Consider the following 24,853-nt stretch of genomic DNA (forward strand, 5'->3'; position numbering starts at 1 on the left):
TTTCACCAATTGTATTCTAAACGCTTACTTGGCGCACCCATAACAAAAATGCCTGAAAAACGTTAATAATTATTCAACCATATTTTAAGCTTACAATTTTGAGCTTAACTGACGCTTATGGATAGGGGCAACTCTATCACCCTGTGTTATGTTTATTTTCTAACGGACGCTGATTTTTGTATCGTAATTTCTTGCTATAAATTGGTTATATAAGAGCTGGCTTCTAAAATTTTATAACCCTAATTTGAATTAACAGACAGTAGAATCGAAAGATTATTACAAGGAGAAATCTACACAGATCGACCCTTTTGTGGATCTGCGTTTCTGCTTTCTTCAACTTGTTTTGCAAAAGATGTTTCCTGTTTCTGAAGTGGTTTAGCAATTTCATGCACAATAGCAGCAACCGCTGTTAAAAACGTTTTTAACAATGCACCTAAAGCTCCACCAACTGCTTCCCTGCCATGTATATGAGCTTGCTTTTCGTTACCGTCAGCAGTTTCCCCTGCCCTCCTTCTTGGATCCATCCTATGAGCAATCACCGAAAACAACACTCCCCTGATTGAAGACTTCACTTTTTCCTTTGCTTCGTGGACATCCCCATCTTTTGCTGTTTCATGTCCATGACTTAAGTGTTTAGCGTTCATTAGCTCCTTTTGTTGCTGGGCAAACATGCTACTTAATACTTCTTCTATCACTTGCTTTCTTCTCTTCTCTCTAACTCTTTTCATAGATTCTGATTTATCGCGAGTGTGTTTGGTAGTTTCAAATTCTGCATCAATATCTTCGGACGCAGCCTGACTATATAAAGTCTCTATGAGCCTGTCTATGCTTCGCTTTATTTGCATAGTCCTTTCGTAACTATCCGAATTATCAATTCCTTCGTCGATTTGATTTAGAATATCCTCAAAAACTTTCAAATAGTCTTGAATATACTGTATTATGTATTGCTTATCTTCCTCTTTGTGTTGTTCTTCTTGATTTTGCTGATTTTCATTTTCTAAACTTTTCTCTCTTTTATCATCGTTATTTTCTTCAATATCATCACCGTCTTCCTCGAAAAGGTCTTTGTCGTTCATGATTTTTTTTAATTTAGTTAAAATTCTCACCAGTTACTATTGTATATGAAAAAATTAAATTAACATTAATGAAAAGCGTTTACAACTTCAGCACTAGTTAAAACTACAGTAAAGCTGTCAAAAGTAACAGGATCATAATACCTCTCATACAATTCAACTGAACACCTAAGCCTTATCTTTTCCTTAGCATTAAAACTAATTTCATAATCATTATTAGAGTTTAGCATAGCAGAATTACGTAATAATTCATCAGCTAATACAGAGTCTAAAATTCCATTAATTTTTATCGTAATGTGTCTGCTTCCAGCACAATCGAGCACTTTCCTCCAGCCAAAAGAAGAAATATCTTTCACCTCTTCTCTGTTATTACGCAAAGTAAACCTTAGGTTTCTTATATTATTTAACACAATAAAATTATTGTCATGATCTTTAATTTTTAGCTGTAATTTGCTCATTATCACCTCCTTTTATTAAAATATCAAAATTAATTGTTGAATGTAAAATTTCATCGTGCTGATCCATAGCACAATTACTTTCTAAAATGACCTCACTACTAAAACCTTCAATGCTCTTAAGTATCAAGTTAATATGCCTTATAATGGCAAACATACTGTCTATATGATAAGTATATATGTCGCATGAAAATCTTGCCTTTGTAGCAAAATTGGACAGCATATGCAGGTTATTATAATTCACTACACGCAATCTCAGGTAAGGAATGGTGACCTGTTTAGGTAAGTAGTCATAAATGTTAGTAACATATTTCCTTAAATCAGAGTTTGCTTTTAGTGCTTCATAAATGCTACTGTACAACTCGTTTATAGCTTGAATTTTTTTCATAATTAACCCTCGAAAGATATATAGAAACTCGTCATCCCGCTACTTGTTAGCGGGATCTATGTTAAGAGATACCGCGAATGAATCGCGGTATGACGTTGGCAAGTCTTATTTACTTTAGCTATATTTCATCCTTATCTACAAAACAACCTTTGGTTCGCGAAATGGAGAATATACCTTCTTCACTTCAGATAAATGGCTACTTACCTCCGATTCACGATTTTTGTAAAGAGCAGAAACATGCCGCATAATACCTAGTTTTATCTGCTCAGGAACATTGTCATAACCAGCTTCGTATACAACATCAACTCTTATTGCATTCAAACAATTGAAAAACTCAACGTAGCCCCCTACACCACTAAAATAATACTTAAGTGTACTCTTCTCTTGATTTTTAGACATCATTGCAGTAGCCAATACTATCTTACTCACAGGGCCATAGCTTAAATAGATCCTACGAGGTACATAATCTTCATATGAAACTTGCCATGTTTGTTTCACCAGTGACTTTTCCATATGCCATTCAGCGTAATCAGTTGCCATAAAAATTAGATCTGAAATCAACTTATCATCCTGGTCGTTCTCAATGCGTAAAAAAGATTTAACCTCTTCTAAAGTAACTGGAAAAGATTCAGGCTTAGATTTACGTTGCACAGATATTCTTGGTGAAGTAGATCTTATTGACATAATAACCCTCCTTTTTGATATAGCTAGAATAAGTAAGGTTTACCTCGTGACAGCGTGGGGCAAATCTTACTTACTTTAGCTATGCAGCTTGCATTCAACATTAAATTAAATTGGCGCAGCAACAACTCTGAGTGCTTTATCGTATGAATATATTGAAAAGAGAACGTATTAAAGCTGTTTCTCCTTTTTTATTGATAAAATTTGAACTTATAGCGTATTCAACTAGGCTAGATTTTAGTAGATTGACATTTTGAGAATGAATATTATTAAAGGTGGAGTTTAACTCTTTAGCAAGCAGACTGCGAAATTTTTGCACACTGTCATATGCGATATTTTCAAGTTCATGTGCAAATTTATCTTGAGCTATAGTTGTTATATCTTCAATTTCCTTATTAAACTCCTCTAGCTTTTTTTCGTTATTTTTAAAATTTTTCGTAAAAGTTTTCATATCAATTAAACTCAACTACTTTTATGATTATAACTGTAATAAAAAAACTACCAAAGTAAAAAATTCACACTACTGTGTAACTTGCAAATACTTTTACGCGCTAGGGCTATAGGTGTTATCCCAGCTCGTCATGCAAGTAGCCTCCTTTTCCTGTCATCCCGCGCGGAACAATTAACCGTCATACCGCCGCGGTATCTCTAGATCCCGCTGCGGGATGACGATTGCCAGGGTGTCATGCAAGTAGCTGACACATATAGCATTTCTCATAATAGTCCGAACAGGTCATAGGAAGGCAGAATCAACAGCACGACGAAAGGATTCGAATAGAGGAATGTTTTTCCTGGCTCTGTTTTTTATAGCAAACCAATGATGCTCAATTTTGTTGAAATCTGGAGAATAAGGCGGCAGATACAAAATTTCTGCACCAACCCCTTTAGCAAGCTCGATAATCTTATCAGACTTATGAAAAGTAGCATTGTCAAGAATGACAGTCTGTCCAGGTTCCAAGATCGGTGTCAAAAATTGCTCAAACCATCCATTAAAAACATCCATATTACAGTGGCCTTCAAAGGTTAACGGAACAACTATCTTTCTTCCACTTAAGGCTGCAACCATACTGATTCGTTGAGTTTTCTTTCCAGATTTTAAGGCATAAAACCGCTGTCCTTTCTGGCAATATCCGTAGGGGTAGTCTTCGGTGTTATCAATGCCAGACTCATCTATATACACTAAGTTTTTAGGTTCTTTTGTCGCTATAATTTTCAAAAATTCAGCACGTTTTTCTTCGTTTCTTTCCTTGTATCCATATGTCTTTTTTTGCGCGTAAATTCAATTTTTTTAAGGGCTCGATAGATCGTTTGGATACTAACGTTGTTCCAAAGTTTAGCCATTTCCGATAGAGTCTTTCCTCCGTGTTCTCTGGCAAATTTGGCAAAGGTATCCCAGTCGGTAATTTTGTGATTGTAACCCCCATTTCCAAGTTTTTTTGATTGAAAGTCTCCTGTTTCTTTTCTTCTTTGCTGCCACTCCCATAAAGTAGTTCGTCCAATCTTAAATCTTGCTGCCACTGTTTCTCTGCTTTCTCCTTCGTCTAGCGCTTCCATTGCTTTTTTTCTTAAATCATAACTATATGCTGCTGGCATTCAACCTCCTTATCATCATCTACCCTTATCCTATCACATCCGGACTTTTATGGAAAGAGCTATACTGAGGAAGTCAAACCCATACATTATAGTGCATGAACTTTCACACATGGTTGAAAATGAACTGAACTTAAGTTTGGAACAGGAATTTCTCCATAAAGTTTACCAGGATATTGAGCAGAACCTAAAGCAAGCAAATATTCTTGTGCAGAAAATTATCGGCCAAGTTATATTTAAGGAGATACAGGCTTATCAAACTGCAAAATCACGTGCATCTGAATTATTTGCACGCTATTTTGAGCTGTTTGCTTGGGCGCAGGAGGTTTACCCTAAAGATAAAGAATACTTAATCCGCACTCAAGACTTAAACAAAGTGTTCCTTGCTACTGGCCAATGGAAAAAGAGCTACCTTGATTCACAAATGATGGAGAGAATAGATAAGGAAATCAAGGAATACAGCAATAAAACTGCCACTAAAGACGTAACCAAAGTGCAAAGCAGTTGGACTAATAAATTTTCTCCTGGGGGCAAAAAAATTAGCTCTATATTTGGAGATGATGATTAGCTTATAGTGCAGGTTTTCCTACGTCATCCCGCGATTCATTCCACGACTGTACGAACGTCTAGTTTAGTGATAAAATGTATATAACTATTGATGTCATTCGAGCATTTACATTTGTTACATCAGCACTCACATTTGTCATCTCAGTCTCCTCTTCCTGTCATCCCAGTGCGTGACACTGGGATGACACCATCATAAAGGAATCAGTGTCAGCTACTTTCATGACACCATTCTTTTTTCTGGATCCAAGTAGTCAGGGCACTGGGATGACGAGAGAGGAGACCTGGAATAACAAGAAAGTGCTCCATCTCAATAGCGCAATGTTCATACGATTGTAGATTCATTCGCGGTATAGATCCCGCTAACACGTAGCGGGATGACGGTTGTCGGTAAATCTTTTAGCTGTAGAAGTTAACTTTGCAGTTAACTTCTACAGCGTTTCAAGATATAGTTTTGATAATAAAGTGCTCGAATATACATGAAAACCATTTTAGCTGTTGAAACAAGCTGCGACGAAACTGCAGTAGCGATTGTAAATAGTGACAAGCAAGTCCTTGCTCACGAAATTCTCTCCCAAGCAGAACACAAAAAACGTGGTGGGGTGATCCCTGAAATAGCTTCACGTGCTCATATGGAGCATTTAAGTGGTCTAATAAAAAGCGCCGTGGAAAAATCTAACCTTAACTTTTGTGACCTCAATGCAATTGCAGCAACATCAGGACCAGGACTCATAGGTGGATTAATAGTTGGTACAATGATGGCTAAAGCAATTGCGCATGTAGCACAAAAACCATTCATTGCAGTGAATCACTTAGAAGCGCATGCATTGGTTATTAGGTTACTGCATGAGGTAAAATTTCCATTTTTAGTCCTACTAATATCAGGTGGTCACTGTCAATTTTTAATTGCACAGGATGTAGGTAAATACATTAAACTTGGAGAAACGCTCGATGATTCACTAGGAGAAGCATTTGATAAAGTTGCTAAGATGCTGGGTTTAAGCTATCCCGGAGGGCCATTAATTGAAAAGTTAGCTAAAAAAGGCAATGGTGCAAGATTTAAATTGCCAAGGGCAATGATAAAACGTTATGGATGTAACTTTTCGTTTTCTGGAATTAAAACAGCAGTAAAAAACTTAGTGCAAGAACTTAAAATGAGCGAGCAAGATGTGTGTGATGTATGTGCTTCGTTTCAAGAGTGTATTAGTGACATACTGCTGGACAGGGTTAGTAATGCGATTATTATGGCCGAATCTTTAAATATCAAAATCAATGACTTTGTGATTACCGGCGGAGTTGCAGCAAATAATTTCTTGAGAGAAAAATTAAAACAACACATAAACTTAAACATATTTTTTCCCCCTAACGACCTATGTACAGACAATGCAATTATGGTTGGATGGACAGGAATTGAAAGGTTACAGAAAAATTATATAGATCCACTTAATTTTGCACCAAGACCTAAGTGGGAGTTAGAGAGTTATTAAAAGCTCTCAATTCTGAATTATAGCTAAAGTGACTTAGGTTCTCTAATTGCACATAAGTCAACAATAATTTTCACACAAATCAAAACAGCATATCTTCTCCATAATCCTTGGTAATTTTACATAAGTTAAAAGTAGCATATGGTTCTCTCCGCGGTCTGAGATGACAATAAATTTGTCAAGCCGCATTATACTTGTTAGGCGGAAGTGGACGGCAACATATTTACCACGAAGTCTAACTAAGTTCTTGCTTGTCCCTTCCATCGGCATTGCTATCTTTATTTTCAATAAAATTATTGTCCTATGCTCTTTTGATGTTTATTGATAATAAAATTCTGTTTTATCAACCAACATCCTATGCATAATTACAGCTAATTTTCTTGCTACTGCTACAATTGCTTTTTTCATTCCTTTTTTCTTCGCAACCCCAGTTTTTTAATTTAAATGTCCTCTTGGTCACTGTAAGCATTGTTTGTGCAGCTTCATATAACATACTTCTACATTCCGCTGGTCCCATCTTTGATATGCTGCCATGCCGATCAACTTCTCCAGAAGAATATTGCCTTGGTGTCAACCCTATATATGCTCCAACTGTATCAGATTTCTCAAACCTATGTGGGTTATCAATTGCAGCTTTATACGTCATTGCTACTATAATCCCCACTCCTGGAACAGTAGTTAACAATTTACAATCATCGTCTTTTTCACCTTGTTCTGAAAGCATTTTGTCAAGCTTTCTTAATGACTTTTCTATTGCTTCCAAACTACAAACTAACGCTTCAATTGAACTCCTACTGATTTCATCCAAATTATTTATTGCCTCTTGTATTCTTAAAGCGAAAGTTTCAAATTTTGATCCTTTATCGACCATGTATCTTCAACAACCCTCTTATTGTTCCAATAACCTGCTGTTTGCTACACATTAGCTGTCTTCTGCTTCCAAGCGCTATTTTAATTTGACAACTGATTTTACTAACACTTCTCATCATCTGCGCTATACCCCTCGCATCGTTTTTATCATTCTTATTGATTCTTGCAGACAACGCTGCTGCCATATGCCTTGCATCTACACAAATTACTGGTAATCCAAAACTCCTTAACTCTTTGCACATTGATATTGACAACTATCCACTTTCTATTCCTATGGGTTCGTATTTTTTGCCTTGGCTAATCTGCTATTGCCTTACTTTCGCTTGCAACAACTTCTTCCTTAACAACTTTTCCTTTCTCATCAACGATACTTATAAAAGTTTCTTTTAATGAGATCGCTATAATATTTCATGACCTACTGTAAAAGTTTAAATTATTTTTGAAGAACCAATTCATTGAATTTGTTACTTCGTACTAAAATAATGGAGTATGTCTCTCCATCATTCAATAGCAATTACAGTATGTTTAGCTATAATTTGAAAAACAAAAATTCGTCATTCCGCTACTAGTTAGCGGGATCTAGAGGTACCGCGGCGGCATGACGTAGGATTGCTGTCATCCCGCTGCTTGTTAGTGGCTAAGAGATACTGTGAATAAATCACGGTATGACGGTTAAGTATCCCGCTACGTGTTAGCGGCTGAGATAACGCGAATAAATCGCGGGATGACGTGTTGCTTGGGTCAGCTATAGAAGCAAAACTCATCATTTTGAAAGAGGAGGAGATTTTTCCGGACCCTCAGCAGGGATTGATTTTGGATCTGATAATTCTGTATTTACCTTGATTGGCTCTAATGGAGTTTTCTGCTCTTCCGGTTTATCATCTGGAATTGGAACAGGCCAATCCATAATGTTTTGCGGTATAACTTCTGCTTCTTTAGCTTCTTTTTGACCTGTTGAAGATGATGCATCAACTCCTGCATTTTTAGTAACTTCTTGTTTGAGTTGTTTATTTTCTTCTTGTAATTGCTTTAAATTTTTCTTTAACTCGTCAATCTCTCTTATTTTTTGTTTTAATTGTTCAGATATAGTTAGTTTGTCTCTAGTCAATTTTTTGTTTTCTTGTCTTAACCCACTAGCTGTTCTGCTTGAGTTGTTGTTTACAGCTTGTATACCTTGGTCTTGCTGCTGCATGCTTGTTCCTCTACTTTCATATTCAACTTCAGTTTGAGTTGATGTAGCTGCCAGACCTTTTTCCTGCTGTAATATGTTCTGCAGTTGCTCTAGACTCTCTTTGGCAGATTTCAACTCTTCTTGTAACATATCTTCCTTTTCCTTAAGCTGACGTTGAAGCTTTTCTATTTCCCCCTTCGTATTTTCTTCGCTTAGCTCATCTGCAAGTGATCTTCCAGGTTCAAGTTGTCGAATTTTCCTCTCTAAGTCTTCCTTTTCTCTCTGTAATTCATTTAATTCTTTAGACAATTGGTTCGCCGTTTCAGCCAATGTATTGTTTTCCTTTTTTGTTTCCATTAACTGTTCTGCCAACTGCTTTTTATGATCATCGTTTAAACCTTCCACTATTTTCTTCAGGTCATTCTCCAAATTTGCATTCTTTTCCTTTAGTACAGTTAAATTAGCTTCACTTTGCTTCAATTTTCTCTGTAATTCTTTATTTGCCTCATTTGTTTCACCTTCCTTATCTTTCAACTGATCATTTAAGTTCTTTATTACATCATTTTTATCCTGTAGTTCTTCCTCTTGTTCCTTTATTCTTTGACCTCTTTCAAATATCGCTCGCTGTTGTTCATTGACTTTATCTCTCAAGGAGTCACGTTCTAATCTTAGATCCTCAAGCTGCTTTGCCTGCACTGCAAAATATTTAGCAAATGTTTCTTTTTCTTCCTCTAATTCCTCAACTTCATCTTTTAATCCTTCTTGCTCATACTCTTCTTCATCACCAGACATATCATCCTCAAATATTTCATCTTCATCACTAAATTCACTGCTGGTGGATATAGAACTTCTACGTGAAGAAGGTGTGCTAGGAGAGGAATACCCACTGCTGCTTGGTGTAGGTGACTGTGGTGATATATGTAGATCTTTTGTAAATATTTCCTCTGCTGGTACTTGCTGATCGTCTACACTCTTGGATATGCCAGTAAAAGCTTGATACAGAGTTTTTCCGTTGATAAAAACTTCTTTATTTTGTCCAACTAACTTTAATACTTCTTCTGAACTCGTTATTCCTCCAAATTTTGGCTCACCAATAACACTCTGTATACCACCAGAATCCAATTTTACGGTCATGCTACAGTCTATGCTGTTACCTTCAGAATCCTTAGCCTGCCAATTAATGGTCATTTCACATGAGCTTGAACCAGTAAAATCATAGTGCCTTTCGCTGCCTTTTTTGGTTGCAGTTATTTGACTATCTTTCCCTAAAGATATGTTATAAACCTTACCTTCACTGCTAGCTCTTAAAATATTGCTAATTTCTATTGGTTTTTCTTCATTTTCAAATCTAATTTTGAAGTCATCATCTTTTGTTGAATACGCTAAGAAATTTTGATTTGGTAAAGATGCTTCAAATTCTCTATGTGTTTCATTTATTGATTGCTCAAATTTTTGGAACTCCTTTTCCCACTTTAAATTTATCTGTCCTGTAATGTTCTCATCTTTGCGTAAAGGGCCAATAAAATACCAGATTAAATTTTTTTCCTCCAATTGTTTTATAGTCTCTTGAAAGCTGCTACAAGATTCAATCACATCTAAAATATCCTTTTTCTTCTGTTCATCTACATCTAAACTTTGACTTTCAGCTATAAATACATTTTCGTTTTCCTGTGGCATAATTTTACATTTTAAAAAATATACTATAATATTAACAGATTTCTTTAAAAAGTCAACTAATTGTTGGATAAATAAACTTGAGCATTTGGCCAAAATGTTATATAGTAGTCACTTCAAGGAGTACAGTATGGACAATACCATTATAAGAAAATACGATATTAGAGGTATAATAGGCAAAGACTTGCAGATTAATGATGGGTACGAGATAGGTAGAAAGTTTGGCCAAACCGTAGTTAGTGTTTGTGTCGGCTACGACAGCAGAATAGATTCACCAGGTATAGAAAGAGAATTAATTAGGGGCTTAACTTTATCCGGTGCAAATGTTATACGCGTTGGACTATGCTCTTCACCTATGCTTTACGCTGCAACACAAATCACACAGGCGGATCTTGGTATCATAATAACTGCCTCTCATAACCCCAGCGAATATAATGGCTTTAAATTTTTTAGTAATAAAAAAGTCTTCTCAGATCAAGAAATGAAGGAAATTATAAGCAGTCCAATTAAAAACAGCACAAGAATTGGAAGCTTAATTAACATAAATATATATAGTGAGTACATTAGCATATTGAAAAGTGCAGTGAAGAATAATACTACACAGAAATTAAAAATAGCCTGGGATTGTGGAAATAGTCCAGCAAGTGGAATTATAAGGTATATTGAAAAGATCTTGCCTGGTCATACGCATATCGTAACCAATAACTCTATAGATGGGGCATTTCCACTGCATGATCCAGATCCCATAGAGGAAAAGAACCTCGCTCAATTAATTGACATTGTGAAGGAATGTGAATGTGATCTTGGCATTGCGCTAGATGGCGATAGCGATAGGGTGCGCTTAATTGATAATAAAGGCAACGTTGTTTCCAATGACCATTTATTTATAATTTTTGCACGTGAAGTGTTGGAGGAATATCCAGAAAGCAAAGTTATTGCTAACGTAAAAATGAGTATGAAAGTGCATGATTTTGTTAGTAAGTTAGGAGGGCAAGTTATTACCTGCGCTACTGGACATTCACTAGTTAAGAAGAAGATGGTAGAGGAAGAGGCAAAGTTTGCTGGTGAATTAAGCGGGCACTTCTTCTTTTCTGAGCTAGGTTTTGATGATGGGCTATATTCTGCTGTTAAAGCAGTTGACATTTTGCTTAAGAAAAACCAAAGCCTATCTCAGGTAATTGAGGATTTACCGAAGTTATATATCACTCATGAAGTAAAGATTGTAGTGAAAGATGAGAAAAAATTTCAAATAATTGAATCAATAAAGAAAACACTGGAGAAGCAAAATATTGTATTTTCAGATCTTGATGGTGTTAAGGTAACCGATAATAAAGGTTGGTGGCTTCTTAGGGTATCAAATACGCAAAACTGCATTACAGCAAGATGCGAAGGAGAGACTTTAGAAGGTTTTGAACTTACTAAAAAGGTTTTGTTCCATTACATTGATGAAGCAAGGTCTTTAAATTGTAGCTACTCACAGAAATAAATTTGATTTATAAAATTGGCATGAAAGTATAAAGATAAATAGGCTAAATGTACTTATCATCTGGTCAGGCTGCAGCATTATTTCGTGTAACCGTTTGCGGGTCAACTTAATTCTGCAATTCTTTGATCTCACTCATGGAGAGGCCAGTAAACTTAACAATAGTGGTGACATCAACATTATTAGCTAGCATTGTTTTTGCAACTTCAACTTTTCCTTCCTTTTTAGCATCATCAAGTTTTTGTTCAAGAACAGCCCGTTCATCACGAATACGTTTTATTTCCTGTTCGTAGGCAATAAATTCTTTCTCTGACCAGTTGAATCTATTTAGTTCTTCATATGCCTTTTTAATTATTACATCACTACCTATTATCTTTTCCAATTCTTCTTCGCTAGTTTCATCTGCATATTTAAAATAATAGATCCATTTTTCAACTATACTCTCCAATTGGTCTTCTTTAGTTTTAGGAAATTTTGGTAACTCAATAAATGTAAAATAAAAATCTTTTAAATCATGTTCATAGCTATCTTTGTCTAACATTACATGATCTGACTTATACTCAGATTTATTAGGAAACAGCACACAATCTGCTATAGCAATAAAGATAACGCCTTTAAGATCATGATACTGATCACCTACATCAGCTTGACTTGAATAGGCCTTAGCGGCATAGTATTGGGCACGTTTTTCAAAGCCTTTAGTTTTAGCGACCTGCATCTCGCAAATGTATTGAGCACCTGTAGAATCTCTACAGAGAACATCAACAATACTTTGCTTTTTAGCGACGATATCAGGGTCTTGAATAGTACTTAAAAACTCTATATCCTTTATTTCATTTTTACCAGTAAAGCCAAGAATATCATTGAGGAAGTGAATAAGGATATCTTTATTTTTTTCAGTACCGAAGATACGCTTGAAAGAGTAAGAGTTCAATGGACTAAGATATTTACCCATCGAACCCTCCTCTAGGAACCGTACGTGAAAGTTTCCCTTCATACGGCTCGAGCCACCTTAAGTCCTTTTCTTTAGAACCGGCAACAGTTTTTATCGAATATTTGGACATATCAAATTCCTTCTTAGAACTAACATTAATCATACCTTACCATTTTTGCAAAGAGAAGAGTTTTTTGATTGACGTTCTTTAAAGTAAGCATACCACTCTTTATCATAGGGGTTAGCTACTGCTCTAATTTTCTTATGGCGGCGAATTGGTACACTTGTCGCTTGGAAGAGTTCTTTCCATTCAATTATGTTTTTATTCTTAGCCAGTACTGCAAAACACCATTTTCGAGATTCCTTGACTTTAAAGTATTTACCTTTAATCCAACGTAATCCTTTATTAGGATGTCTGCGTTTTGACCAGTGCCATAAGGCTTTGAAGATCTCATGGTCCACTTTTTCGTAAGCTTTTCTCGCACATATTCCTCGATGGTAATTGGCCCATCCTCGAATTTGAGGTGTAAGCATATCAATTACTTTTTCTTGGGTTTCTGCGTTCTTCTTGCGAATTAGGTACCGGATGCGCTTCAGAAGTCTGTTTACACTTTTTTCTGAAGGTTTGATGATTAGTTTTGTTTTGTACTTGCGTACTGTCTGACCGAGAAAATCGAATCCCTGTTCTATGTGTGATCTTTGTCTTTCCTGCCGATAAAGATAGCCCTCTTTGGCTCAGGAAATCCTCTACAAGCCGTTTGACTTTAGTCTCTAGAATTTCTTTCGATTTTCCAGTTACTATAAAATCATCCGCATAGCGGATCATGTGTACACCATATTTCTTGCGTTTTTTGGTTCCCTTTTTTCCGAAATGTTTATTGAAAACATCATCAAGACCGTCGAGAGTTAAATTAGCAAGTACAGGAGATATAATTCCACCTTGTGGAGTTCCTGCTATTGTGGGATGTAGCATTCGTCTTTCTACGAATCCAGACCTTAACCATTTATTTAGGATACTCTTTTCCATTGGAATTGAGTTTTTCAACCAGTGGTGGTCTATTTCATCGAAACACTTCTTAATATCCCCCTCTAAAATCCATTGCGGAGCATCACGTCTTGCCAATGTTATGAAAATTTGACTTACCGCATCTGCTGCTGAACGATGCACCCTGAATCCATATGAGTGAGTGTCTCCTATTGTTTCTGCAACAGGGTCCAAGCCCATAAGGTATAAGGCTTGTATCGCACGATCTTTTATAGTTGGAATACTAATCGGCCGCTTGCCGCCCTCAGGCTTGATTAGATAAATGCGTCTCATAGGTTGAGAGCGATATCCACGTCGCTTTAGGCTAGCAATTCCTTGAGATTTAGCTGAAGGACTTTGCCACAACTGATTATCAACACCAGCCGTGTATTTTCCTTTGTTCGAAGTTACGCGTTTCACTGCTAATGCTTTAGCACTAAAACTACGTGTGAGAAGATGTTGTAAAGTTTTCACTTTATTCCATCTCCCATCTTTTGTTGCCTGAACAATACGAGCTTGTAGCTTCCTGGTTTTTTTCTTACATTGAGACCAATTAATTTGGTTCCAGTGCTCGGCAGTACCGAAAGGTGCACTTACAATTTTACCTGTAACCATCTGCTTTCCTCTCTTTAAAAGTTTTACAAACAATCTTATCCAAGATGACCATTGTGGACGTCAGTTCTCTTTCGAGCCAGGTAACGTTAAACCTGTATCACATCCATTACAGATGAGCGTTCACTTTTTCCACACTCCCAATCCCACATACCCATAAGCCTTTCTCACGATCGACCTTACTGAATATCCAATATTGGTACCCAGAGATATATGGGGTTTCCGTGTTCCACCTATTAAACAACAACGGGTTAGGATTGATCTCTACACCGGTGACCTTGATGTTTGCGTATCAAATGCGTTCAGTTTGATAACCAGTCTACTTACCTTTTGGTTCAAGCCTATCAGTGTCTTTGGCTTGTTCGACGTAACGATGCTTAGGATCATTTGCTTGCGCTATCCATACCATTAACCCTAGCCCCCGTGCCAACTCGACACTTATAGCATTGTTCTTTCTTCGCAGACCGAACTTCTCCTTTTCAGGCGGGTTCATTGTCCTAAACGCTTTGCACAAAGCATTACTGCTTTTGTACAGTCTAGTAGGGTACGAGCGGCAAAACACTCGGTTTAGTCAGGGTGACCTGCTAAACAATTTAATAAGCGACTTTTCACGTCGCACAAACGATACATCATTCTTGGGGTCGAGAAACTTAGAAAGAGCCATAAAAAAATTTTTAAATGTATCTTTATATTATATATTCTTATTGATAATAATTCAATAATTTGTCATCTTTTTTGTTAACTTTACTGATGTTGCCAGAGGGAACGTTGTTGCAAAATTTTGTAAAATTTATTATCCTAAGGTTTCAAGTCCTCACAGGTTTATTGGAACTATATGTACAATGTGTTTATCAGTGAAAATCCGGAGAAAATGATGGGGGAAAAGTTAATACATTACTTTAGCCAGGGTAAATGCGAAGGCAATGCAGAAATGAAAAATCTGCTGGGAGGAAAGGGGGCAAATTTAGCAGAAATGTGCAATGTTGGCATTCCTGTTCCACCTGGTTTCACAATTTCCACCTCTGCTTGCAAAGTCTATTATCAAGACAATAGATCTTCTGTCATCCAAGTAGCTGACTACTCGGATCCAGAAAAAAATGTGGTCACGCACTGGAATGACATATGTAGTGGAATTAAAAACTACATGACGATGCTCGAAAATGACATCGGTTGTAAATTTGGGGATTTAAATAATCCCTTATTAGTTTCCATACGCTCTGGTAGTGTTAGTTCAATGCCGGGCATGCTTGATACTATTTTAAATGTTGGTCTAAATGATGAAACCGTTGTTGGGCTTGCAAAAAAAAGTGGCGAACGTTTTGCTTACGATAGCTACTGCCGTTTCATCATGATGTACTCCAATGTTGTACTACAGCTTGATCATCACCTATTTCAAGATGTTATTGATAATAAGCAGCAAAAGAGTGGAGCAAAAAGCTTAGCTGATCTTGATGTTGATGTTTTAAAAGAAATTGTTAACAATTTCAAAAGGATAGTACATGAAAAAACAGGAAAACATTTTCCGCAGAACGTTGAAGAGCAATTGTTAAACTCAGTTAATGCAGTATTTGCCTCTTGGAAAAATGATAGGGCTGTTTCCTATAGAAGAATACATAATATTCCTGAAAACCTTGGAACAGCGGTCAACGTGCAAGCAATGGTTTTTGGTAATTTAAATGATAATTCTGCAACTGGTGTGATATTTACACGAAATCCTTCAACTGGAGAAAAAAAATACTTTGGTGAATTTCTGATTAATGCTCAGGGTGAGGATGTGGTTTCTGGTGTTTATACTCCTATGCCAATTGACGGAGAGCAAAAAAACACCATGGAGAAGTTGCTGCCAAGTGTCTACCGAGAATTATGTGTGGTATGTGAAAAACTTGAAAGGCATTATAAAGACATGCAGGATATCGAATTTACTGTACAGGACGGTAAATTATGGATTTTGCAGACTAGGTCTGGCAAGCGCACGGCTGAAGCTGCTATTCGCATAATAGTTGATATGGTAAACGAAGGAACGATTACAAAAGAAGAAGGAATATTGAGAATTGATCCAAAAACCTTTGACAATTTATTGCATCCAGTTCTTGACGTTGAGAGTGACCAAAAAGTAATAGGGAAGGGGCTACCTGCTTCTCCAGGTGTTGCTTCTGGATATGTAGTGTTTAGTGCAAGTGATGCTGAAAAAGCTGCAGAGCAGGGTAAAAAAGTGATTTTAGTAAGGTCAGAAACGAGTCCTGAAGATATTAATGGAATGAATGCTGCAAGTGGCATAGTAACAGCACGGGGAGGGATGACCTCGCATGCTGCTGTTGTAACCCGTGGAATGGGTAAGCCATGCATTTGCAGTGTGAGTGGACTTTATATCGATAAAGATGGAACTTTCTTTTCTGTAGGGGATACAAAAGTAAATAAAGGTGAACCAATTACCATCAACGGAGGAACAGGGGAGGTTATGCTTGGCATTCTCCCTACAATTTCACCTGAATTATCGCAAGAATTCAAAACGGTAATCAACTGGATAGATGAAATCAAAACGGTCAAAGTGAGAGCGAACGCTGATACTCCAAAAGACGCAAAAATTGCAAAAGAATTCGGTGCAGAAGGTATAGGCTTATGTCGCACAGAACATATGTTTTTCGCTAGTGATAGAATCGAATTCATTCAAAAGTTGATAATAGCTGACGATGAAAATGAAAGGGCAAATGCGCTCATTAAACTAGAAGAAATGCAAAAGTCTGATTTCAAAGAAATATTTTCTATTATGGAGGGCAGGGAAGTCACTATACGGTTGCTTGATCCACCTTTGCATGAATTTTTACCCAATGATCAGTCTACTATAGAAAAAATTGCCAAATCACTTAGTAAGTCAGTTGAGTCAGTAAAAAATAAAATAGCACAGTTATCAGAAAAGAACCCAATGCTTGGCCATCGAGGTTGTAGACTTGCTATTTCTCATCCTGAAATATATAGCATGCAGATTAGGGCAATACTTAGTGCTGCAAGTGAATTAAAGAAAGAAAAGAAGATAGAAGTGGAGCCTGAAATCATGATTCCTTTTATAATGAATGAGAAAGAGTTTGTTCTGATATGCGAGCTAGCAAAGAAAGAATCCTCTGTCATCTCACAGACGCAGATTCCAGCGTCACGCGCTGGAATGACATCAGACAAGGCGTACTCAATTGGAACAATGATAGAGCTACCACGAGCGGCACTGATTGCTGATAAGTTAGCAAAACATGCAGAGTTCTTTAGTTTTGGCACTAATGATTTAACGCAAACAACCATGGGACTTTCAAGAGATGATTCAGTTAATTTCCTCGATTCCTATAAGAAAAACAACATATTTGACAATGATCCATTTGAAGTGCTGGACATCGAAGGGGTAGGGGAGTTAATCAAGATAGCCATTGAAAGAGGCAAAAAAAACCGAAAAGAAATAAAACTGGGTATATGTGGAGAGCATGGAGCAGATCCAAAATCTATAGAGTTTCTCATCGAATCAGGGGTAGATTATGTTTCATGCTCACCCTATAGAGTACCGATTGCAAAGTTAGTGGCAGCACAGTTTAGTGTTAGATCTAAATTTGCTAGGTAAGTATAGTGGCAGTGTTGGCTACTCATATGGTTTGAGCCCACCAGAGGGTGTCATTCCAGCGCGTGACGCTGGAATCTAGTTTTTATTATGACCTTCTGGATCCCAGTGTCTGGGCACTGGGATGACATCCTGTTACACGTTCAACTTCATTCTCTCTCATCTCCCTATAACTTGGTAATGTAGAATTTTTTACATGCAACCCGGTATATATTGCAATCAAAGCAGCTATGACACTGCAAACTACTGCACCAGCTACAAATGGAACCATCACAGCAGCAGTAATGAATAATCCTGTAATAACAACTCCAACAACATCTTTTGTCAATGAGGTGTAAAAATCCTTTTTGCTCTCTTTATATTTAGTTTCTTGTTCATTTTGCATAGAAAATTGAGCATCTACAAAGCCGTTAGCTTTATTATCATTATTTGGTGTGGCAGTTTGCTTAGTATTTGTTTCCTCTGGTATTACAGGCGTTTTATTTTTGTTATTATGATGCTGACCGTTACCACTATTTGGTGTAACAGTTTGATTGGTATTTGTCTTCTTTGTTAATATAGAAGGCACTGTTACTACAGGCGTTTCATTTTTGTTATTATGATGCTGACCGTTACCACTATTTGGTGTAGTAGTATGATTTGATAGACCATCGCCGTGAGTTCTTATATTACTAGACTTATCATTACCGCTTGACATAGCGGATGTGCCGGCGTTTGTTGATACTACAGGAGATACTGGTTTATTAATAACACTCCTACCGTTACCACTATTTGGTACAGTAGTTGGATTTGTTTTTTTTGTTGATGTTGCTATAGATTTACTAGTGGCATTACTATTACTGCCAGATCCTACTTTAATTTCCTCATTAGATATTTTTTGCTTTTCTTGTTTCTCCTCTATCGCTGACACGAGTAACGTAACAAGTTTTTCATTGTTTTTGTCTATAGCCTTATCTAACGCATTACTCTTTAATTGTTGACACAACTTGTACAGCTTGCTTTTAGGTATTAGCTTTGATTGTTCTGCGTTAACATTTTGTAAGAGTAGATCTAAAATTTCGGTATTACCAAAATGGACAGCATAATTTAATATAGATTGACCATTTATAGTTTTGGGAATATGGCATGTTTCTTCTTGTTGGGAAATGATACTAATAATTTTTAGCTCATTTTTAAAGAGAAATTTTATAAAATCTAGATTACTTTTTTCAATTGCAAGTGCTAATAGTAAATCTCCCAACACACAGCCATTATGAAATTTTTGCTTTAGATCAATTCTTGCATTTAGCTCTTTACTTAATTCTTCAAGACTTGCTTGAGGCTTCTGTTTTACAGTCTCATTTATATTTAGATACAACTCTCTAATATCATCATTACTATATATGTTCGGTAGAAGCTGTAGCTTTACTCCTCTCGTTTGAGTTTTATTACTACAACTCCCCCTAAAGAACCGTGCTTGCAGATTTCCCGCACACGGCTCATCAATATTAGTTTTCACAGTCGTCCCTCTTATGCATATAAAGAAAAATGTATTTTTGGCTTTGGTAATGGATTTACTTCTACGTAGTGTACAAACTGTTCCCAGGTCATACTCTTTTTCTGACTACGCCGATTTATCCATTTAAATGCTAGCTTTCTTACTGATGTGTAAAATTGTTTCAAACACCAATAATTTCCGCTAATACCAAAGTAATTATAGTGTCCTGTTAATTTAGCCTTCAGTACTTGCCACCAATCTTTAAGTCGAATACTTCCGCGGACTATTTTCAACCACTCCTTGATTTCTTTTAGTTTTCTGGCTAGATTTAACTTAGAGGTTTTATGTCCCATCATTAATCTACCACGACGACTTTTTGCACCATAGTGCGTAAACCCCAGAAAATTGAAACTTTCCGTCCTTCGTTTCTCTCTTATCGCTCGTTGCCACTCCCTCTTGCCAAACTTTACTACTCTGGTCTTGTTTTCAGATACTTCCAACCCAAATTTATTTAGCCTTTGTTTCAGTAATTCCAGAAATTCTTCCGCGTCTACCTTACTTTCGCAACAAACCACAAAATCATCGCAAAACCTTATTTGTTGTATATATCCTCTGGATCTTGATTTAAATTTCTTTTCTATCCATAAATCCAACACATAATGTAAGTATATATTTGCTAATACAGGACTTACTATACCGCCTTGTGGTGTACCTTGTTTTGTTGCTTCATAATTTCCAGCTTCGACTATCCCTGCCTTGAGAAACCGCTTTACTAACCACAGCAAATTTGGGTCAGTTATTCGTTCCCTTAGACACCTCATTAGCCATTTATGCTGTATATTATCGTAGAACTTCTTGATATCCACTTCTACAATGTAGTTTATTGGCTTGTACTTAACTGCTTTATCTAGTGCATTTACCGCTTGATGACAGTTTCTTCCAGGTCGAAATCCATATGAGCTGTCCAGAAAGTTTGCCTCGTAAATATTTTCTAATATCTTCTTCAGCATAATCTGTACTAATTTATCCTCGGTCGATGGTATTCCGAGTCCGCGTTTCTCTTTACTTCCAGCTTTCGGTATATATACCCTCTTTACTGGTTGTGGTTGATATTGCTTCCTCTTCATACTTTCTACTAGCACTTCGAGTTTCTCATTCAGATTTTCTCCGTATGATTCCACTGTTATCTGGTCTACTCCACAAGCCTTGTTACGCTTCAGTTCTTTATAACATCTCGCAAGATTCTCTGTATTTATCAGATGGACTAACGATGTGAATTTTAGTCGCTTATCTTGCTTTGCTCTTACTGCTATCTGGTTTAGTTTATATCGCATGTTATTCCTACCTCCGTTGTATTGGCATAGCAATCCCTATTCCAGTTACTATATTGCTGATCGCTTCCCCTTGTACGTGGCTTTCCCACATTCTGAGTACTATCAATCAGTCCGACTTCCCCTGCATCTTCCGCTAGTTCTTGCCTTTGTTGACTTGTTCCAACGTACCTTAATAGGAATGCATGGGATCTCCCAAGTTCACTTGAAGTCCATTTCAATACATGGCACGGTCTCAGATCCCGATAGAGTGAGTGATAACTTGCCTTTACGTTATCCTTCATGCTGTCTTCCATGGCCATGAACATGTCGACCTCTATGTCTTCAGGTATTTCGGGACTCCACTCCTTCACTTCCGTTGTGCCCTGCATTGTCCATCCCACTAGCTCTATTACACTCGTTACCTCATGCAACATAGTGGTCTGCTCCAAACTTTTGGCTAGACTTTGTTTGTGTTGGATTTTCACCAACTGTTCTCCAAGCACTTCTTGGCGCACCATAACTAACCCTACTACTATATGTTAGTTTATTATAGCAACTTTCCCACAACCAGTCAAGACATATTGCAGTTTCAAGCAGCATGATATATATTGAATATAGTTCTTAAAGCAAATGATGGAAGATTTAGCCTATAAATTAGTTAAAGTGACCGAAGCTGCAGCACTTGCTGCGTATAAATTGGCAGGCTTTGGTGATGAAAAAAGGGCTGATCAGGTTGCAGTTGATGCAATGCGTACAGTATTAAATTCAATGGAAATAAATGGTACTATCGTAATTGGTGAAGGTGAGAGAGATGAAGCGCCGATGCTATATATTGGCGAGAAGGTTGGCACTGGAAATGGTCCTGAAATCGACATTGCCGTTGACCCACTTGAGGGCACTACGATTTGTGCTCATTACAAACCAGGGGCAATGTCTGTTCTTGCTGCAACGAAAAAAGGTAATTTTTTACATGCACCTGATGTTTATATGGAAAAAATAGCGGTAGGAAAAAATCTTCCAGAGGGTGTAGTCTCACTAAAAAATAGCATTGAAAAGAATCTAGACAATTTAGCCAAGGCAAAAAAGTGCAAAGTGAATGATCTCGTGGTAACTGTACTTAAACGTGAAAGGCATAGTGAATTAATAGAGAAAATCAGGAAATTAGGAGCAAAAATTAAACTAATAGATGATGGTGATGTCGCGGCCATAGTTTCACTAATAAATGGCAATCATGATATGTATATCGGTATAGGAGGAGCACCAGAGGGAGTGCTTGCGGCTGCAGCGCTAAGCTCTATCGACGGACAGATGGAGGGAAGATTAGTACTTGATACGGATCAGTTAAGAGAAAGAGCAAAAAATTTAAATATTGATGACCCAGAAAAAGTCTACGCCGTAAAAGATATGGCAAGAGGTGAATCAGTGTTCATTGCAACTGGAGTAACAAGCGGAGAACTTGTGGATGGAGTTAAATTGAATCATAATACCTATTCAACTAATTCTTTAATAATTCTGCCTAATAGGCTGATAAAGCTGCAAACAATGCAGAACTTATGTTAGCTTTTTTAGTTTCTAATTTTAGCTTTACAACATTTAGCATTAAGATATAATCAAGTTTACTTATAACAATAGAGGTGTGAAATGTTTTCTAGTATTATAAATCTATTTAATGGTTTGTACAAAAATTCGAGTACCAAGGAAAGTGAAGAAAAGTTGACTCTTCTATCTCCTCAAGCAAATCTTCAATTCGATGAGACTCAGGTACAAAGTGTGCTCTCAGATTTTGAGGAATTGGAGTTTAAGGATAATAAGTCTTTTGACAAAATAGCAGACGATTATGAAAAGAAGGGGGAGAGTGCCCTTTTTAACTATGTAATATTGAATAAGCGGAAAGAAATAATCGATATATTAGATAGGAATCTTCCTCTCCTCGAGAAACAGGAGGAGTTTAGAAAGAAATATGGTCAATATGTTCTTCAAATTGACAAAGGAATGAGTTATGGAAAAGAACTTCAAGATGGACTTCGGTCTTTTGAAGATAGGGCAGAAAAAGTATTATCAGATTTTGAAAGATTGAATTTTGATTTTAAGGATAATAAGTGTGAAGATTCTTCTGATTTCGTAAATTATAATAACGGTTGGCCGGCAGATCCATTTGACAAGATAGCAAATTATTATCGAGAGGATGATATTTTCCTTTTCAATTATGTGGTATTGAGTAAGCGAAAAGAAATAATGGGTATATTGGATAAGAAGCTTACTTCTAAAGATCAGGAGGAGTTAAAAGAAAATTTTAAAAAGAGGTTGGGTAGATATCTTATTCGAATTGGTGAAGGAATGAGCGATGGACAAGAATTTCTAAAAACTGGTAGTGCAATTGCTTTCTTTGATGGGTGTTATGTGCCATGTCCATATGCAAACCGTCTTCTTAATCATTATGACCATCTTAATATCAACATTACTAAACCTGAACAAAGTTTAGAAACCAGTCGTCTTTTCACTGAAAAAACTAAAAGAATGGAAGAAGAGAAAAGCGAGGTAAAAAGAGCAAAAATATACAGCAATGGTGAAAGAATAGTAACAATTGAGAAGAATGAGAAACAACAGAGGAACTACTCCTTTACAAAATTTGCAATATGTGACATCGAAATTAGTTGGGGTGCAAAAGATGAATCTGGAAAAGACCTTAACTGTACTGTTGTTCTAAATATAAATTTAGGTCAAGTTAGTATTAAAAAATCAACTATTGACGGTAAAGATGTTGAACCAAAGAAAATTTTAGAGTTAGCTAAGCAAAACGAGGCTGTGCTTATAAAAGGTAAAGCTTTACATGAAGTTTTAGCAGCACATTTCATTAAGCAAACACCATGTGAGGAAAAGAAGGATATGCAATCGCACGAGAATATCGTTGTACCTGGTTCCGGTGCACCTCGCTCTATTAATGAGGAAATAACTGTAGAGCATCCGTTCGGGAAAGCGGCAAATAAAGATAATCATAGAGAAATGTGAGTTTACAACAAATGGTGCCATGAAAGTAGCTGATACATAACTGTACGAACGTTTGTTTGCGAAGAAATGTTATAGCAGGTTTTGCCTCAAACACAAAGGTGTCATTCCAGTGCTTGACACTGGAATGGCTTTGTTGCATCGCTAGCTATGATGGATTAAAGATAAAAAAGATAGGGAATATCAGTAGCTTATTATTCTGGTATTTATAACAAGAACGGTCAATGAATACCTAAATTTGAGTAAAAGAAATTTCACTACCATTTACCAATCCGGCTAAAATTCAAGAATTTCAATGCTTTAGCTATTTTCAATAGAATTAAATTTATTAATATAAATAACAAATTACTATTCTTAAATTTGATCAGATTGATTGCAAAAAAACAAGATTTTCAATAGGTTGCTTATAATCCTAACTATAGTTAGCCTTTCATAAGTAGCGATGCAACAAAGCCCACTGGAATCCGGCCCTTTTACGCAGTCCCATTAAAAACGTTGTATTTTAACGTAGGATTAGCTACTTTTTATACTCACCAATTTAATCTCTAATCAAAATTCCTGGATCCCAGTGTCTGGGCACTGGGATGACATCCTCCCTAGTGGATTCAAATCACAATATTCGTATAGTAAGCACTGACCACTTTTGCTTCAATATTTGCGATGCCCCTGAACAGATACAATTATTCTATTATCAGGAGGATGCCATTAATCGCTTTATATAATGCTACTTGTAACACTTATGCCCTGAACGGAGACAGTTTAGGCTGTTATGCCTGGCGGCTTTGTTGGAATAAGTTTTTCAACACTGCTAACAATAAAATTGATTGTATCGTCAGCTACCTTATCGAATTTATCATTTATCTCTTTTCCTATTTCTTGATTTTTAACATATTCGTGTAGAGCTAAAGCAGTTATAGCTGCACATGCTGCAATTAAGCCAGTTTGTGCTATAATGAATAGTGATAATCCTCCTACGAATATAGATGTTAATCCAATAGCCAGGTTTATAATTTTACTTTGTGTTGTTTGTTGCGTCGCTTGGCTTTGATCTGCCTGTTTATCCTCTAAAGCATTCGATATTGTTTTTAAGGCAACTTTTATCGCTATTGCTGCAACTGAAACCATAATTAGCCCTATAGCTATTTTTGCTAAAAGAAGAATCGACGGTAGCATCATTACAAATAATAGCGCGCCAATTCCTCCAGCTAACCACTTCTCATTTATTTTTTTTGATTGATTTGTACCAGTGTTCATTATTACCCTCCACTTTACTTATGATTTACCTATATCTAATACGAAATATGAAGGTAGTCAACTATATATTTTATATGAAAGATTGTATTAAAAGTTTTTCATGTTATTTTTTGCTGCTTCGTGGTTAAATTTGGAATTTTAGAAAGAGTTACGTATTATTTGAAATTCTTGTATACTGTTTTGAATCAGTTAAATAGATAAT

22 protein-coding genes and 1 pseudogene are annotated in these 24,853 nt (G+C 36.5%); 6 read left to right on the forward strand and 17 right to left on the reverse strand.

Annotated features, from left to right (window positions below):
• Positions 1-290: 290 nt before the first annotated feature.
• The 6 genes from OPR52_RS03010 to OPR52_RS03035 all read right to left on the reverse strand — a co-directional run bounded on the left by OPR52_RS03010 (position 291) and on the right by OPR52_RS03035 (position 4,190).
• Positions 291-1,076 carry a hypothetical protein gene (locus OPR52_RS03010; RefSeq protein ID WP_319803699.1) on the reverse strand — a complete coding sequence of 262 codons (786 nt, stop codon included), beginning with the start codon at positions 1,074-1,076 and terminating at the stop codon, positions 291-293.
• A 65-nt stretch (positions 1,077-1,141) separates the two neighbouring features.
• Entirely contained in the window at positions 1,142-1,531 is a 390-nt protein-coding gene (locus tag OPR52_RS03015) for a phage tail tube protein (protein ID WP_209473189.1), read from the reverse strand.
• Complete coding sequence (locus OPR52_RS03020; protein WP_265038407.1) at positions 1,506-1,916, reverse strand: DUF3168 domain-containing protein; 411 nt, start codon at positions 1,914-1,916, stop codon at positions 1,506-1,508. Before OPR52_RS03020 ends, OPR52_RS03015 begins: the two co-directional genes overlap by 26 nt.
• A 135-nt stretch (positions 1,917-2,051) precedes the next feature.
• The gene (locus tag OPR52_RS03025) at positions 2,052-2,600 is read right to left on the reverse strand and encodes a head-tail connector protein (RefSeq protein ID WP_265038408.1); all 549 of its coding nucleotides are present in this window, start codon (positions 2,598-2,600) and stop codon (positions 2,052-2,054) included.
• A 136-nt stretch (positions 2,601-2,736) separates the two neighbouring features.
• Positions 2,737-3,048, reverse strand: a complete 312-nt coding sequence (locus tag OPR52_RS03030; protein ID WP_319803698.1) for an ECH_0659 family protein — start codon at positions 3,046-3,048, stop codon at positions 2,737-2,739.
• Positions 3,049-3,330: 282 nt separating this feature from the next.
• A protein-coding gene (locus tag OPR52_RS03035) for an IS630 family transposase (protein WP_265037751.1) occupies positions 3,331-4,190 on the reverse strand; the annotation gives its coding sequence in 2 pieces (ribosomal slippage) (positions 3,331-3,866 and positions 3,866-4,190; 861 coding nt in all).
• A 61-nt stretch (positions 4,191-4,251) separates the two neighbouring features.
• Between OPR52_RS03035 and OPR52_RS03040 the strand changes: the two are divergent.
• Positions 4,252-4,755 (forward strand): annotated as a pseudogene (locus OPR52_RS03040) (WD_0702 family putative metalloprotease); the annotation flags it as partial.
• 475 nt (positions 4,756-5,230) lie between these two features.
• A complete protein-coding gene (tsaD, locus tag OPR52_RS03045; RefSeq protein WP_006280520.1) occupies positions 5,231-6,238 on the forward strand; it encodes a tRNA (adenosine(37)-N6)-threonylcarbamoyltransferase complex transferase subunit TsaD in 1,008 nt (335 codons plus the stop codon).
• 352 nt (positions 6,239-6,590) lie between these two features.
• Here tsaD and OPR52_RS03050 read toward each other — a convergent pair whose 3' ends face one another.
• From OPR52_RS03050 to OPR52_RS03060, 3 genes are all read right to left on the reverse strand, one after another.
• On the reverse strand, positions 6,591-7,106 hold the full coding sequence (locus OPR52_RS03050; RefSeq protein WP_065095460.1) for an IS110 family transposase: 516 nt from the start codon (positions 7,104-7,106) through the stop codon (positions 6,591-6,593).
• Positions 7,096-7,347, reverse strand: coding sequence for a hypothetical protein (locus tag OPR52_RS03055; RefSeq protein WP_010081945.1), 252 nt, complete (start codon positions 7,345-7,347; stop codon positions 7,096-7,098). Before OPR52_RS03055 ends, OPR52_RS03050 begins: the two co-directional genes overlap by 11 nt.
• A gap of 521 nt (positions 7,348-7,868) precedes the next feature.
• Entirely contained in the window at positions 7,869-9,953 is a 2,085-nt protein-coding gene (locus tag OPR52_RS03060) for a coiled-coil domain-containing protein (protein ID WP_265038411.1), read from the reverse strand.
• Between the two features lie 94 nt (positions 9,954-10,047).
• Between OPR52_RS03060 and OPR52_RS03065 the strand changes: the two genes are divergently transcribed.
• The gene (locus OPR52_RS03065) at positions 10,048-11,436 is read left to right on the forward strand and encodes a phosphomannomutase/phosphoglucomutase (RefSeq protein ID WP_265038412.1); all 1,389 of its coding nucleotides are present in this window, start codon (positions 10,048-10,050) and stop codon (positions 11,434-11,436) included.
• 106 nt (positions 11,437-11,542) lie between these two features.
• On the opposite strand, the gene OPR52_RS03070 is transcribed toward OPR52_RS03065, so the two are convergent.
• From OPR52_RS03070 to OPR52_RS03080, 3 genes are all read right to left on the reverse strand, one after another.
• Entirely contained in the window at positions 11,543-12,388 is an 846-nt protein-coding gene (locus OPR52_RS03070; protein WP_265038413.1) for an Rpn family recombination-promoting nuclease/putative transposase, read from the reverse strand.
• Positions 12,389-12,526: 138 nt separating this feature from the next.
• Positions 12,527-13,000: a group II intron maturase-specific domain-containing protein gene (locus OPR52_RS03075; protein ID WP_320109389.1), complete on the reverse strand. Its 474-nt coding sequence runs from the start codon at positions 12,998-13,000 to the stop codon at positions 12,527-12,529.
• The gene (locus OPR52_RS03080) at positions 12,903-14,006 is read right to left on the reverse strand and encodes a reverse transcriptase domain-containing protein (RefSeq protein ID WP_265037800.1); all 1,104 of its coding nucleotides are present in this window, start codon (positions 14,004-14,006) and stop codon (positions 12,903-12,905) included. Before OPR52_RS03080 ends, OPR52_RS03075 begins: the two co-directional genes overlap by 98 nt.
• An 871-nt stretch (positions 14,007-14,877) precedes the next feature.
• Here OPR52_RS03080 and ppdK point away from each other — a divergent pair.
• Positions 14,878-17,604, forward strand: a complete 2,727-nt coding sequence (ppdK, locus tag OPR52_RS03085) for a pyruvate, phosphate dikinase (RefSeq protein WP_265038414.1) — start codon at positions 14,878-14,880, stop codon at positions 17,602-17,604.
• 85 nt (positions 17,605-17,689) lie between these two features.
• Here the strand turns inward: ppdK and OPR52_RS03090 are convergent, their stop codons facing one another.
• The 4 genes from OPR52_RS03090 to OPR52_RS03105 are packed head-to-tail and all read right to left on the reverse strand — an operon-like array spanning position 17,690 to position 20,991.
• Positions 17,690-19,099, reverse strand: a complete 1,410-nt coding sequence (locus OPR52_RS03090) for an ankyrin repeat domain-containing protein (RefSeq protein ID WP_265038415.1) — start codon at positions 19,097-19,099, stop codon at positions 17,690-17,692.
• Positions 19,100-19,110: 11 nt separating this feature from the next.
• On the reverse strand, positions 19,111-20,412 hold the full coding sequence (ltrA, locus tag OPR52_RS03095) for a group II intron reverse transcriptase/maturase (RefSeq protein ID WP_265037833.1): 1,302 nt from the start codon (positions 20,410-20,412) through the stop codon (positions 19,111-19,113).
• Positions 20,397-20,825: a hypothetical protein gene (locus tag OPR52_RS03100; RefSeq protein WP_264722787.1), complete on the reverse strand. Its 429-nt coding sequence runs from the start codon at positions 20,823-20,825 to the stop codon at positions 20,397-20,399. The genes ltrA and OPR52_RS03100 overlap by 16 nt, the downstream gene beginning before the upstream one ends.
• Positions 20,815-20,991 carry a hypothetical protein gene (locus OPR52_RS03105; RefSeq protein ID WP_265038416.1) on the reverse strand — a complete coding sequence of 59 codons (177 nt, stop codon included), beginning with the start codon at positions 20,989-20,991 and terminating at the stop codon, positions 20,815-20,817. Before OPR52_RS03105 ends, OPR52_RS03100 begins: the two co-directional genes overlap by 11 nt.
• A 33-nt stretch (positions 20,992-21,024) precedes the next feature.
• Here OPR52_RS03105 and glpX point away from each other — a divergent pair, with 33 nt between their 5' ends.
• Both glpX and OPR52_RS03115 read left to right on the forward strand, forming a co-directional pair.
• Positions 21,025-21,951: a class II fructose-bisphosphatase gene (gene glpX, locus OPR52_RS03110; RefSeq protein WP_077188185.1), complete on the forward strand. Its 927-nt coding sequence runs from the start codon at positions 21,025-21,027 to the stop codon at positions 21,949-21,951.
• An 81-nt stretch (positions 21,952-22,032) separates the two neighbouring features.
• Positions 22,033-23,400, forward strand: a complete 1,368-nt coding sequence (locus tag OPR52_RS03115) for a hypothetical protein (protein WP_265038417.1) — start codon at positions 22,033-22,035, stop codon at positions 23,398-23,400.
• Positions 23,401-24,156: 756 nt separating this feature from the next.
• Here OPR52_RS03115 and OPR52_RS03120 read toward each other — a convergent pair.
• A complete protein-coding gene (locus OPR52_RS03120; RefSeq protein ID WP_010962761.1) occupies positions 24,157-24,651 on the reverse strand; it encodes a hypothetical protein in 495 nt (164 codons plus the stop codon).
• Positions 24,652-24,853: the final 202 nt, after the last annotated feature.

Origin of the sequence: Wolbachia endosymbiont (group A) of Hylaeus communis, assembly GCF_947251915.1 — a bacterium.
GTDB lineage: Bacteria > Pseudomonadota > Alphaproteobacteria > Rickettsiales > Anaplasmataceae > Wolbachia > Wolbachia pipientis.